This is a genomic window from Anaerococcus vaginimassiliensis (assembly GCF_900626155.1).
In the GTDB taxonomy this organism is placed as follows: Bacteria; Bacillota; Clostridia; order Tissierellales; family Peptoniphilaceae; genus Anaerococcus; species Anaerococcus vaginimassiliensis.
The window spans coordinates 994,289-1,007,080 of sequence record NZ_LR130844.1 but is presented as its reverse complement, the minus strand read 5'-3'; the positions used below and the strand labels follow the sequence as shown (position 1 = coordinate 1,007,080).

Genomic DNA, 12,792 nt, shown 5'->3' with positions numbered 1-12,792 from the left:
ACTAGTCTTCTTTCACAAGTTTATAGCCCAAACCCTTGATAGTTATCAAGATTTTTGGCTCTCTCGGATTGTCTTCGAGTTTTTCACGAATCCTGTAAATGTGGGTTATCAATGTATTTTCATAACCATAGGAATCTTCCCAGATATTTTCCAAAATACGGTCAATAGATACAATCATATTCATATTATCAGCCAAATATGCAAGGATTTTAAATTGGGTGGCAGTTAGGGGAATTTCATCATTGTTTTTTATAAGGATGCCCTTGGATTTATCGAAAATAACCTTGCCTAAAGATATTTTTTCTTCTTTTTTAATTTTTTTGCTTCTTCTTAAAACTGCATCAATCCTCCAAAGGAGTTCATCAGGGAAAAAGGGCTTGACTAGGTAGTCGTCGGCTTTGTTTTCAAAACCTTCCTTCCTGTCATCTATCCCATCAAGGGCAGAGAGGATTATGACTGCCATATCTGAAGTCTTCCTTATTTCCTTCAATAGATCAAAACCACTTCCATCTGGAAGCATCAGGTCAAGGACCACTAGGTCTATTTTTAAATTTGCTAGTTTAAACCTTGATTCCTTTAAGTTTTTGGCAGTATAAACCCTATTAAAACCCTTGTCCTTCAAAAAATTATATAAATTTTCCAATAAATTTGTTTCGTCATCTACTATTAGTATAGAAAAATTATTTCTAAAATCCATAAGTCCTCCTTGCTACCCTAATTATACACCAAACTTTTGATTTTTAGTTTTTGTGATGTAAAAGTGACCTTGCTTAAAGCTTATTTTTATCTTAGCCTGGTATCCTTTTTGTAGGAGGAATAATTATGGAAAAAATCTTAGAAATAAAAAATCTACAAAAATCATATAACAAGAAGAAAGTCCTAGATATTGACTCTTTGGCAATAGAGGAAGGAGCTATTTATGGTCTAATAGGCAAAAATGGAGCTGGTAAGTCAACTCTTATGAAGCTTATACTTGGACTTGTTAAAAAAGACGGAGGAGAAATTAGGGTTTTTGGCAAAGAAGTAAGTCCTAAAAACCAAAAAGACCTTAACAAAAATCTCGGAGCCCTAATTGAAAATCCGTCTTTCTACGACCACTTAAGTGGCTATGAAAATCTTGAAATAATTTGCGAGCTTAAGGGAATAGATAAGGCAGAAATTTCAAAAACTCTTGACCTTGTTGGCCTTACTAATGTTGGCAAGAAAAAGGCTAGGGATTATTCGCTAGGTATGAAGCAAAGACTTGGAATAGCAATTGCCCTAATCGGTAGTCCAAAGTTATTAATCCTAGATGAACCTATAAATGGCCTTGATCCTCAGGGAATTGAGGAAATGAGAAGCTTATTTAAAAATATAGTAAAAAACACTTCTACAAGCATTCTGATTTCTTCCCATATTCTTGATGAGATAGAAAAAATTTCTACCCACATCGGCATCCTCAAGGGAGGAAAATTAACTTATAATGGAAGCTTGGAAGACTATAGGAAACTCCACCCACCATTTATTTCAATCCAAACATCTGACAATCAAAAAGCTGTTAATCTTTTAGACTTAGATCAGGTAAGGATAGATGGTAAAAAGGTCATTTTGGGCAAAGTTTCTAACCAAAAAATTTCTGAGATAGTAAATTTCTTGCACGGAAAGGTTGATATATATAGAATTGAAGAAGAAAAAGAAAGCCTAGAAAAACTCTTTATTGAAGAAAGCAGGTCTTAATATGGCAAATTTAGAAAGAAAAAAATACAAAAAACTTGGGATAAATTTCCTAATTCTAATAGTATTTTTCGCTCAAATGCTAATGGTAGCAGGGGTCAGCCATTCAAAATCATTTGCGGAGGGAAATTATCCCCTAGCCAACATTTTAGACACCTATTTATTTATTTCCTTATTGATAAATCCAATTTTAATCTCATCTTTGGTTAAAAAAGTGATTGAAATCGAGGAAAAAAATAAGATGTGGCAGTTACAAGTAAGTCTTGGAGAAAAAGTAAACTCTATACTCATAAATAAATTTAAAAACCTATCCCTAAAACTAGTTTTACTGCAAATAGTAGAAGCTATTGTTTTTCTTCTACTAGCAAAAAAGTCAGCTCATTTTAATATGGATACTGACATGATATTAAGATTTGGCTTGGTAAATATATCTGCCATAATAATAAATTTATTTTTTATGGGCCTATTTATGATAATAGAAATGAAATCAAAAAGAGTCTACACCCTATCATTTATAGCGATAATTGGAGGTCTAACTGGAGTAATCACCATGCTAACATCACAAATTCTTTCTTTTGTAAATCCATTCGCATGGATGGCAAGTCTAATGAATATTTCCTATGTAAACGAAGGTGGAAAATTTATCCAGGTTCTAAATCCAATAAATTTTTATACACCAATAATTGCCCTTATTCTTTTAATAGCTTGTCTAACATACCTAAGGGCAATGAAGTCTTACAATTTATATAAAGACTAGGAGGAAAAATGTTAAAATTAGAATTTAAAAAAATAAAATTTACAAATATCTTGTTGGTAAGTCTGATAATACCCTTATTAGCCAACGCATTTGGCCTTATAAACTATATGGGAAATAGACAAATATTGACACAAGAATGGCAGAGTCTGTGGACCCAGGTAAGTCTATTTTACTTTTCATTTTTCTATATCCCTTTAATTGCAATCATAATAGCAAGTCTTTGGACGACAGAACACAGAGCAGGACTAAAATTTATTAGACTTAGCCCAAAGAAAAATATAGCCTTTGTGGGGGCAAAGTTGATTTTAGCCTTTCTTATTATTTGCCTTTGCCAAGCTTACTTTCTAGGACTTTTCTACTTGGGAGGAAAATATATAGGAGGCTTTTCGAGAATTGATTTTGGTATATACTTTTATTATACAGGACTAAGCATCTTGTTGGCTTTGCCTATTATAGGGATATTCGGCGCCCTTGCCATAAGGATAAGGTCTTTTGGTATAATAGTTCTCTTATCCAGCGTATTTACCATGGTTGGTTTTGCTACCTCCTACAAGGCCCTAAAAATAATAGGATTAAGCTATTTGGCAATAGAAGCAAATAACTTTAGGTTTATTAGCTCACACGATTTAGCTTTGCTAGCTATTTTTGCCCTCGGCGAATTAATGGTGTTCCTTTACCTATCTAATAAATTTTTAAAATATGAAAATAAATGATTTTGAAAAATCATGAAAAAATTAACTAAAAATTTGTAATAAATTTATAAAAACTGACCCTATAACTCAATTTATATTAGTAATGTGCCCCCACAAAGTTGGACCTAATAGTAGAGTTAGTGTTAAAGCTTGCTCTGCTATTTCTTTTTCCTCTCCTACCCCTAGGAAATTTCACACAGTCTCTAAATGAACAAAGGATTATTGTATAAGTGAAATGAGTATGTTTAATATCTTGAATTAAATATAAAAATATCTTGACTCCCATAATAATTAGAATTTTGTTTTGTATGTTAACTTGTTTAGAATTTCATTTTATTTTATCTTTCTACTTACTTTCCATAATAATTTTCATAGTTTTTCCTATACTGAGCAAGGTTAGAACATTATTCTTTATTCAAAGAATACTCTTCCATAAGGGTGTTCTTTTTTTCTTGCAATTTATCGAGTTTGGTTAATATTTCTTTTATGTTTGGTAGTTTTTTATAATTTTCTAAGATTTCTTTAGCAGCTATTTTATAGACGGAAAGTTCGCTATAATATTCTTCTGAAAATTGCTTATCATCAGAGTTTTTCTTGTGGTATTTATAGATTTCACGATACTTATTTATAGTATTTACATTTTCCATATCTTGAGATAAACTCTTCATTTCAGCTTCAATAGATTTTTTGATTAGATCATCGAGTTGTATGATAGAGCTAATTCCTTTTTCTCTAAGCTTAATTATATCGCTAAAAGATATCACCTAATGTAAGACACCTTAAAACTTGAGATTAGGCATTTTTTTGCTTTTATAAAACGATATTTTTCTTTACCCATCTTAGCTTAACCTAATACTATGTAATTTTTTCTAATAAAAAGCTTCAGCTATTTGCAAATACAAATCAGTAAATATTGAATTTTTACTGGCAACAAGGGATAAATCATGAACTAGATTGAAATCTTCTAGGTCCATAACCTTGAGAATACCTTCTTCTAGTTCTTTTTTTACACAAGATTCAAAAATAAAACTTATTCCACAATCCGATTTAAGCATTTCTACTATGGAACGCATATTATTTATTTCTATGATATTTGCAAAATCTTTCGTATCAATATTATCCATTCTTAGAAAATTTTTTAATATAGCTAAAGTACCAGATCCGTCTTCTCTGATAATAATTCTTTCATCTAATAAGTCTGTTAACTTTTTTACTTGTTTTTTAAACTTGTGATCCTTGTGGCTAATGCAAACAATCCTATCGCTTTTGTATTTTTTAATAAAATAATCTCTAGATTTTATAAATCCCTCTATAATAGCAAAGTCTATCCTCCCACTATCAATATCACTTAAAATCTCGTCCGTATTTTCATAATAAATATGGAAATCACAAGAAGGTTTTTCTTTAATCAGGGCTATAAGCTTATCCAATATTAGATATTCTCCTACCGACCTAGTAAAACCCAAGGAAATTTTTTCACTCTTAGTTTTTTTCTCAGATAATATCGTCTTCAACTTATCTTGATCATTTGACATAGAAAGTAAAGCAGATTTTAGAATCTTGCCCTCATCTGTTAGACACAAATTCCTCTTATTTCTAGAAAAAAGTTTACAATTGTAATAGGTTTCTAAATATTTAATATGAGTAGATATGGCTGGCTGTGTTATATTAAGACTTTCAGCAGCCCTTGTAAAATTCATATATTTACATACTTCCAAAAAACTTTCTATCCTAAAATCTAACATAGCATCCTCCACATTTATCATAATAAATTTTTATCATATAGTAAATAATTATAATTTTACATTATATATATTTATTATATAATAAAAAAAGTGAAAGGAGAATATATGATAAAATCTATAGAAAAAAATATAAAAGGGATTCTTCTCTGCCTTATAATTGCAATAATATCCCAGATAATCGGCAAAAGAATTCCACTAGTAGGCCCAGCAGTCTTTGGTATTCTAATTGGAATGCTCCTAGGTCAAATTATAAAAGACAAAAAACCTTATATTGGTGGTGTGAGATTTACATCAAAGAAAATCCTTCAATATGCTGTGATCCTCCTTGGGTTTGGTCTTGATCTTGGAATTGTTTTAAAAACTGGTAAACAATCACTTCCAATCATCCTATCTACCATATCAACATCACTTATAATCGCATACCTAGCCTACAAGTCTGGACTTATAAAGGGAAATATTGCAACTCTTGTTGGAGTTGGATCATCAATTTGTGGAGGCTCTGCAATTGCAGCTGCCGCTCCAGTTATAGATGCAGATGAAGATGAGATAGCCCAAGCAATATCCGTGATATTCTTTTTTAATATCTTAGCTGCTATTTTATTTCCAAGCCTAGGTCGTATGATTGGATTTTCTACTACCGATGGTAATGCCTTTGGTATATTTGCAGGATCTGCTGTTAATGATACATCATCAGTTACAGCATGCGCATCAACATGGGATACAATGTATAATCTAGGTAGCCAGACACTTGATAAGGCTGTAACAGTAAAATTGACTAGAACCCTAGCAATAATTCCAATATGCTTAGGACTAGCCTTCATTAGAATGAGAAATACTGAACAAGAAGATAATAAAAAAATATCCATAATGCAAATCTTCCCATTCTTTATAATCTACTTCATCCTTGCAAGTTTGATTACAACCATAGCCCTAGCCAAAGGAGTGAATATTGAATTTTTCAAACCCTTTAAGGACTTATCCAAATTTTTTATTGTAATGGCAATGTCAGCTATTGGTTTTAATAGTGATATAGTAAAACTATTAAAATCAGGAGCTAAACCACTAGCCTTAGGAGGAGTGTGCTTTATATCAATCACATCCATAACCCTAATACTAGAAAAAGTTCTAGGCATCTTATAATCTTTTAAAAACTGACCCTAAAAGTTAGCAATGAAACTAACTAATAGGGCCAGTTTTTTTTATTAAAAAAATATAATACCAGTAAGCAGAAAGCTTTAAATTATAAATAATAAAAAAATAGTAAACCAAATCCTACCCTTTATAGATACTTTTACTCTCATTATTCTTTTCCAAGCATAAGAAATATTCCAAACTAATCAAAATATAAGATTCTATTTTACAAATATATCAAACCCACCTAATTATAGGACATTTTCAGATTTTTAGTCCCGTCTCTATCCCAGTAACTCAACCTAGGCCTAGTTTCCAACCATATTTGATACAATTAAACTATTTATCTTGACCCTGAAACTCTTTACATTTGGGCATAGAAAAATCACCTACTAAGTACAAGTAAGTGATTACCTATGATTATTGATATTTATTATTTAGATACTGTTCATTTGCCTTTATGAGCTTCTTATAGTAATCATCATAGCTCTTGCTAAATTTTCTAATAAGTGGAATTGCTATTTCATGATATTGATTTTCTTTCATAAAGTTTTTAAGCTTATCCTGAATCTGTTTCATCAAGCTATTTTGATACTCTTCACTATTTTTATAGCTTTCATATGAAGAAATTACATATTCATTATCTTTCATCCAATTTTCAAAACCCTCTATAGCATCAAGTTTTGCCTGGTTTATTTCCTTTAGGATTTTCATATCAAAGGATGAGCTAATCTTCTCAATATATTTTTTCTCTTCTTCAGTTAATTCAAACGAAGGAAGCCTATCAAGATAATATATATATTCGTAAAAGGAATCCATGCCATCATCTTCTAATGGTTCATTCAAAAATGGTTGATAGGCAGCAAATAACATTTGTCCAAAATATCCTGGAAAAGCAATTTCTAGTTTTTCATAGATAGTTTCTTCCACCTCAAGCATTGAAACTTTCTCATTGATTAGTTCATCGCTTTCACCTTTAACAATCATTTCTAGTATTGCTTTCCTTTTTTCATCAAGGTCCAATTGATGTTGTTTTTCCCTTAAAACAGTAGACAGGCTATCTCCACCTGACGATATACACTGATAAATATCTGAGATACTCATTCCCAATTTTCTAAATATAGATACCTTTTTCAGAATTTCTAAATCCTTTATACTATAGTCTCTATAACCATTCTCAGATTTCTGAGGATTGATAAGTCCTTTATCCTCATAATACTCAATTGCCTTCCTAGTTAGACCAGTTTCTTTTTGAATTTCACTTCTTAACATGGTTTATACCTCCTTTGATTAAAGGATAACACGATCCCCAAGGGGCAGGTCAAGCCCTATACACTATATAAAATTCCCACTTATCTATAAACTAAAACAGTGCCTAAACATTTTTCTAAAGTGCTTATTTTCTTTTTGATAAATCTTATTCAAACCGACACCCGAACCGACAATTTATTTTCGCATAATTTACTTGTTTGCTAAGTTATGTAAAAATATATACACGTAAAAAGACCGCAGTTTTAAACCACGGTCTTTGTTTTTCTTTCAAATGTAAACCACTTGGAACTATTATTTAATTTATTCTTTTTTACTTCAAGTACCATTTGAGTACCAGTAGCCATTTTTCATTCTCTCCCTTTGAGCAGGTCACCATCATTCTTGAAAATACTAAGTAATTTTCAATCCCATTAGCGAATCAGAAGGGCAGCCATCCATCTATCTTCGCACTTCATGCTAGATATCTGGAGCTTAAGTAAATATTTGTTAGATTAAGATCTTTTATGCCGAGCCTAATTCTATAGAATTTTATAAGTTATTTTCCCACATCCACTTCAGCCAGGATATATAATAGTTAGTAGAAATACTCATATCAATCACATTAAAGATATTTTCAGGACACTTGATCTTTGATTTTATTTCTCACAGAATACCTGTAGTGGATTCTAAGGATTTCGAGAATCTAATTACCATCCTCCTTCATCTATATATTTAGGTATCAAGAAACACAGTTTGCTTGATAAATCTCTATTTTTTCTAATATTATTTTACTTGCTATACTTGTTAAAGACAGATTTGCTCAATCATATTGTTGCTAAATACAAATAATCAAAGTGATTACTTGACTCTTTTTAGTCCAAAAGGACCTAATTCATAGACCTTATCAAAAACTTTATCTATAAAATCCTTATCATGAGAAACGGCAATTATCGCTCCCTTATAATCTCTTAGAGCTTTGTTTATCTCAGGTTTAGATAGGGGTGATAGGTTTCTAGTTGGTTCGTCTAGGACTAGAACTTCTGCCTTATCTAAATTCATTTTAGAGAAAAATAGTTTTGCTTTTTGTCCTCCAGATAGATCTGATATATTTCTATACATTTCTTCTCTTTTAAAGTTTAGGCTAGCTAGAAGATTTGAGGCTTTGGTATGATTATCTTTTATAAATGAATCAGATATATATTCTATAGCATTTATATCTTTTTTCTCATATTCAAAGTAAGACTGCGGCATATATCCTACTTTAAGATTTAAATTTTGACATTGATCTTTTAATTTTTTCAATAGTGTAGTCTTGCCAGCTCCATTTTTGCCAATGATACATATCTTTTCAGGACCTATTATTTTTAAATTTATATCCTTAGCTAAGACCTTATCCCCAGCCCTTAGACTATCTAATTTGTAGTCTAGGATTTGCTTGCTATTAGCTACTTTTATACTATTATCAAAGAAAATATCTATAGGAGCTTCATAATCAGGTATTTTTGTAAGCTTTGCTTCCTCTTTTTCTAGTCTTCTTCCAATAGATTTTACAGTATGCATTTTCTCCTTTAGCAACCTACCTTCCACATCATTTTTTGTAGCTCTAATGTCATGCTGGACTGCATCGTGGACTCTCTTATATCTGTATATTTTTTTATCAAATTCTTCTCTTTCCTTGCAGGCTCTATTTGTTTCCGAATCTATAAAGTTTTGTCTTTTTCTTATATATTCATCGTAAGTATTATTAGATACTGTATGTTTAGCCTCACTCCTTCTTCTAACTTGTTCTAGGTGTATTATCCTATTTGATATATTTGAAAGTAAATTTGTATCGTGTGATACAAAGATATAGGGAATTTCTAAACATTTCATAAAACTTTCAAGCCAAGATAACGATTCATAATCAAGGTCATTACTAGGCTCATCAAATAGGAAAATAGTTGGATTTTTTAATAGTTCAACTACTAAAATAAACTTTATTTTCTCACCACCAGAAAGCTCTCTCATTTTTATATCATTTGATAAAATATCAGCTGATAAGTTAAAGTCTGCTAGGTATTTATAAAGTTTGTTATAGTCTATAAGCCCTACATCTACTTTACTAAAGAGATATTCATTAGCTGTCAAATCAAAATATTCTTCATCTAAACTTTGCGGTAAATACCCAACTATTTCATTTCCCAGATATATTTTTCCACTAACATCACAGTAATTTTTTACATCATCTATATTAACAATTGATTTTATGAGTATAGACTTCCCATTACCTTCCTCACCTATAAGACCTACCTTATCACCATCGTTTAATGTAAAATCAAAATCCTTTAGAATTATCCTATCATCTTCTATTAATTTTATAGTTAAATCTCTTATCTCTAACATAAATCCTCCTTAAGGATGTATGCCATATCAAAAATAAAATACAAAAAAGGCCTACTCACATAAGTGAATAGACCTTCTCCTCGCGTAAACAAAGCAATCTTATTCACAACATGGCATACTAAAACTAGCCTAAATAGGCTAAAAATAGTATCAAAATTTCCATATTGCTTATAAAATCACTATAAATTTACCTCCGTATGTATTTGTTGATGATAATATACTACTCTTATTTTATTGTGCAAATATTTGTTTTTTGCTTAGTTTTTCTTTCAATATTTTTATAATAAAATCTTTATATTTTAAGTCATATGTTTGACTATAAGTATTGCCATACGCCCTTATTGTCAATTTTAGGTCATTATTTTTATTTGACTTAATGCCAACACCCTTTACCTTATCAAAACTAACAAATTTTAAAATTGAACTCGATCCTAAGAAAATATTGAAGCCATCTTTTCTGATACCCGTAAAGAACATTACGGTATATATCAATAATACTGCTGTGATAGCAATTGCATTTCCTAAGACCGTATTATCAAGCTTATAGCACAAACCACTAGCAAGTAAAGCAAATATAGCTAATATAAATTCAAATATCGGTTTCATTTTTATGTTTATTATATTATTTCTATGGCTTATGAAATTATAGATTGTTGGGACTATAAACATTAGTAATATAATAATTTTTAGCAATTTTAGTTCCTCCTATTGATTAGACAATTTTGTGGATAAATCTCAATTATAAAATTTAATATATCATTATGAAAGTGTGATTATGCCTAAACAATGTGAAAGTTTCTCAAAATCGGCATTTGAAAGATTTCTTTAAATCTAATCATAAACAAAATAATTTTCATCACTATACCGATATGTACCTGCTTCTTGCTTACAATGCTCTAGTTCTTTACGAGTTTCAAAGGCTACATATCCAATAAAAATCTTTCCTCCATCCACTAATAATGGTAACAATGACTTTAGGAGTGATATCTTATTTTTATCTTCTAAGTGGTGTAGAGAGTAAGTCGCAATAATAGCATCATATTGTCCTTCTTTTAAGGACTCACGTAAATCTTCTGAAATATCTTTTAAATAAAGATTTGCTTTTAACATCTTTGCTTGGGCAATGTTAAGCATTCCTTTGGAAAAATCTTGTTCGTAAACTTCTATTCATTTTTCATAAAGCTTGATTGTAATTGTCTCTGCACTATATCCTATATCTAAAATATTTTTGCTATACAAATCAAGCACTTCATTATAAACCTTATTTAAAATCAGTTTATATCCCGCAAAGGTATAGGTATTATCATCATCAGGTAACCCAACAATTGTATCATAATCATAAGCCCATAAGTCGAATCCTTTTTTATCTAGCAAATTTTTACCTCTTTATACATACTAACTTAGTTCTAAAATGCACAAATTAGTATTATTCATTATTTACACTTTTTATTATTGTTCTATATTATTACTTGAGCCCCAGTTTAGAATAGAAAGAGCACATAATTGTGTAAGTGGGTCTCCGATTGCAGCTTTATAATTAAAACCTAATAGTTGCATAGTCTTTAAAGTATCTACACTAATTAAATCTTTTATTTGATTTAAACTCTCTGCTGTTTCTCTTGCTTTTTGTATTGCCTCTTCTCCTTCTTTTTCTGCTTCTTTCATTTGAGATTTATTAATTATTTCTAATATTTTTTCAACAGTTTTGTGTAGGTGTTCAATATCTTCATCTTTAATTTGTATTCTATCAATTTCCGATTTGTATGCTTGCGCTATCCTTACTGCTTCTTCTCTCTCTAATAATATTTCATTTGTAATTTCATCATATGTTGCGCGCAAATTATCTATATTCTTTTCTTCTCGAATCGCTTTTATTTTTTTATTAACAGCAGATGCAGTGCCCTTTACTGCTAGATTAGCTAATGACATCGCCATAGTTGCTAGATTTTCATTGGTTAGTTGTTCCATATTACTAATAATTTCTCCTTAAATTAGTTCCTATTATAATATACGAATCATCAAGTTTAATCACATATATAATATTATTATTTTCATGTATTACTTAATCTCCATATTGAATATTAATTTATATCACTATATTATTATATATAATTATTCTTATTCATTTAACCTTATCATTAAATTATGATAAAAAAAGATGAGAATGCCCTCATCTTTTAAATATATACATGATTATTATTATACTTATAAATAAGTATTTTCTCAAGTTTCATCAATACTATTTAAAGCTTAACCCAAAGCAATATATACTTAAATAGAAATTTGGTTAGCTATCCAAATTTCCTTTATACTAATATAGCTATTTGTTAGTTACAGTTACTAAGTTAAAAATAGTTTTACTCCCATTCTTCTTTTCCAAACGTCCGATATATCCCAAACCATTCAAAATACTAGATTCTATTTTTTCTATTATCACTAAATCCACCTAATTACAGGACGTTTTCAAATTTTTAGTCCCGTCCCAGTCCCAGTACCGGAGAAATATCGTTTTAATATAATATCTCTTAAGCTTGTTTATCAAGTTTTCAAATTAATGTCACTTCGAATTTAGTTCATTTTTACTTTTTGCTTAGAGGGTTTAAATCTAAATATATTACATGGTAATTATCCATTCTATGTATATAAGACAAAAGATCTACAGAACCTAAAGTAAGGAGATTTTGTTAAAATATTTGGTCAAGTAAAAACAAGAATTGATAACAAAGGGAAAGAACATAAGAATGTCCGTATTTTGTCTTCTAAGCCCTTAAAAGCAAAAGAACAAGTAAAGAGTCAAGAGAAGGATAAAAAGTCCATATTAGGGCAAATAAAAAGCTTTAAGACAGATGACAAAACTAAGTCAACTAAGAAAGACCATAGCAAAGGTGCAGAAAGATAAATATCGGCAGTCTTCGGACTGCCTTTATTTTTTTGCTCAGTTTAACGCGGTAAATCATACGATTGAAAGGAATCTGTGTTATATGCTATAATTAGGTGGATAATCTATATATTTAAAAAGGTAAATATAGAATTGGAGAAAGATATGGAAGAAAGTGAAATTTATCATCCTTCTTTCGATATAGATTTTTTGTATTCTTATGATTTTAAAACTATCAAGCTA

Annotated in this window: 13 protein-coding genes and 1 pseudogene; 5 read left to right on the top strand and 9 right to left on the bottom strand. The window is 30.1% G+C overall.

Annotated features, from left to right (window positions below; all coding sequences use genetic code 11):
* Position 1: 1 nt before the first annotated feature.
* Positions 2–697 (bottom strand): response regulator transcription factor, encoded by a 696-nt coding sequence (locus E0D87_RS05070; protein WP_130819589.1) that lies wholly within the window; start codon positions 695–697, stop codon positions 2–4.
* A gap of 125 nt (positions 698–822) precedes the next feature.
* On the opposite strand from E0D87_RS05070, the gene E0D87_RS05065 reads away from it, so the two are divergent.
* The 3 genes from E0D87_RS05065 to E0D87_RS05055 are packed head-to-tail and all read left to right on the top strand — an operon-like array spanning position 823 to position 3,183.
* The gene (locus E0D87_RS05065; RefSeq protein WP_130819588.1) at positions 823–1,716 is read left to right on the top strand and encodes an ABC transporter ATP-binding protein; all 894 of its coding nucleotides are present in this window, start codon (positions 823–825) and stop codon (positions 1,714–1,716) included.
* 1 nt (position 1,717) lies between these two features.
* Positions 1,718–2,470 carry a hypothetical protein gene (locus tag E0D87_RS05060; RefSeq protein WP_130819587.1) on the top strand — a complete coding sequence of 251 codons (753 nt, stop codon included), beginning with the start codon at positions 1,718–1,720 and terminating at the stop codon, positions 2,468–2,470.
* 8 nt (positions 2,471–2,478) lie between these two features.
* Positions 2,479–3,183, top strand: coding sequence for an ABC transporter permease (locus E0D87_RS05055; RefSeq protein ID WP_130819586.1), 705 nt, complete (start codon positions 2,479–2,481; stop codon positions 3,181–3,183).
* Between the two features lie 383 nt (positions 3,184–3,566).
* Here the strand turns inward: E0D87_RS05055 and E0D87_RS05050 are convergent.
* A pseudogene (locus E0D87_RS05050) lies at positions 3,567–3,908 on the bottom strand (hypothetical protein); the annotation flags it as partial.
* 123 nt (positions 3,909–4,031) lie between these two features.
* Positions 4,032–4,907 (bottom strand): LysR family transcriptional regulator, encoded by an 876-nt coding sequence (locus E0D87_RS05045; RefSeq protein WP_130819585.1) that lies wholly within the window; start codon positions 4,905–4,907, stop codon positions 4,032–4,034.
* Positions 4,908–5,012: 105 nt separating this feature from the next.
* Between E0D87_RS05045 and E0D87_RS05040 the strand changes: the two genes are divergently transcribed.
* Positions 5,013–6,047 (top strand): YeiH family protein, encoded by a 1,035-nt coding sequence (locus E0D87_RS05040; RefSeq protein ID WP_130819584.1) that lies wholly within the window; start codon positions 5,013–5,015, stop codon positions 6,045–6,047.
* A gap of 411 nt (positions 6,048–6,458) precedes the next feature.
* Here the strand turns inward: E0D87_RS05040 and E0D87_RS05035 are convergent, their stop codons facing one another.
* The 6 genes from E0D87_RS05035 to E0D87_RS05015 form a co-directional block, all read right to left on the bottom strand.
* Positions 6,459–7,310: a MerR family transcriptional regulator gene (locus E0D87_RS05035; RefSeq protein ID WP_130819583.1), complete on the bottom strand. Its 852-nt coding sequence runs from the start codon at positions 7,308–7,310 to the stop codon at positions 6,459–6,461.
* Between the two features lie 837 nt (positions 7,311–8,147).
* The gene (locus E0D87_RS05030; protein ID WP_130819582.1) at positions 8,148–9,671 is read right to left on the bottom strand and encodes an ATP-binding cassette domain-containing protein; all 1,524 of its coding nucleotides are present in this window, start codon (positions 9,669–9,671) and stop codon (positions 8,148–8,150) included.
* Positions 9,672–9,902: 231 nt separating this feature from the next.
* Complete coding sequence (locus E0D87_RS05025) at positions 9,903–10,364, bottom strand: hypothetical protein (RefSeq protein WP_130819581.1); 462 nt, start codon at positions 10,362–10,364, stop codon at positions 9,903–9,905.
* A gap of 138 nt (positions 10,365–10,502) precedes the next feature.
* Positions 10,503–10,838: a class I SAM-dependent methyltransferase gene (locus E0D87_RS09240; protein WP_278044798.1), complete on the bottom strand. Its 336-nt coding sequence runs from the start codon at positions 10,836–10,838 to the stop codon at positions 10,503–10,505.
* The gene (locus E0D87_RS09235; RefSeq protein ID WP_242618442.1) at positions 10,839–11,045 is read right to left on the bottom strand and encodes a hypothetical protein; all 207 of its coding nucleotides are present in this window, start codon (positions 11,043–11,045) and stop codon (positions 10,839–10,841) included. It lies immediately after the preceding gene.
* A 75-nt stretch (positions 11,046–11,120) separates the two neighbouring features.
* Positions 11,121–11,639 carry a hypothetical protein gene (locus E0D87_RS05015; RefSeq protein WP_130819580.1) on the bottom strand — a complete coding sequence of 173 codons (519 nt, stop codon included), beginning with the start codon at positions 11,637–11,639 and terminating at the stop codon, positions 11,121–11,123.
* A gap of 784 nt (positions 11,640–12,423) precedes the next feature.
* Here E0D87_RS05015 and E0D87_RS09410 point away from each other — a divergent pair.
* Entirely contained in the window at positions 12,424–12,570 is a 147-nt protein-coding gene (locus E0D87_RS09410) for a hypothetical protein (protein ID WP_456152262.1), read from the top strand.
* Positions 12,571–12,792 lie beyond the last annotated feature (222 nt).

What these genes read in the sequence shown, in the direction of transcription:
- E0D87_RS05070 (WP_130819589.1), bottom strand. Translation starts at nt 697, where the DNA reads ATGGATTTTAGAAATAATTTTTCTATACTAATAGTAGATGACGAAACA.
- E0D87_RS05065 (WP_130819588.1), top strand. Translation starts at nt 823, where the DNA reads ATGGAAAAAATCTTAGAAATAAAAAATCTACAAAAATCATATAACAAG.
- E0D87_RS05060 (WP_130819587.1), top strand. Translation starts at nt 1,718, where the DNA reads ATGGCAAATTTAGAAAGAAAAAAATACAAAAAACTTGGGATAAATTTC.
- E0D87_RS05055 (WP_130819586.1), top strand. Translation starts at nt 2,479, where the DNA reads ATGTTAAAATTAGAATTTAAAAAAATAAAATTTACAAATATCTTGTTG.
- E0D87_RS05045 (WP_130819585.1), bottom strand. Translation starts at nt 4,907, where the DNA reads ATGTTAGATTTTAGGATAGAAAGTTTTTTGGAAGTATGTAAATATATG.
- E0D87_RS05040 (WP_130819584.1), top strand. Translation starts at nt 5,013, where the DNA reads ATGATAAAATCTATAGAAAAAAATATAAAAGGGATTCTTCTCTGCCTT.
- E0D87_RS05035 (WP_130819583.1), bottom strand. Translation starts at nt 7,310, where the DNA reads ATGTTAAGAAGTGAAATTCAAAAAGAAACTGGTCTAACTAGGAAGGCA.
- E0D87_RS05030 (WP_130819582.1), bottom strand. Translation starts at nt 9,671, where the DNA reads ATGTTAGAGATAAGAGATTTAACTATAAAATTAATAGAAGATGATAGG.
- E0D87_RS05015 (WP_130819580.1), bottom strand. Translation starts at nt 11,639, where the DNA reads ATGGAACAACTAACCAATGAAAATCTAGCAACTATGGCGATGTCATTA.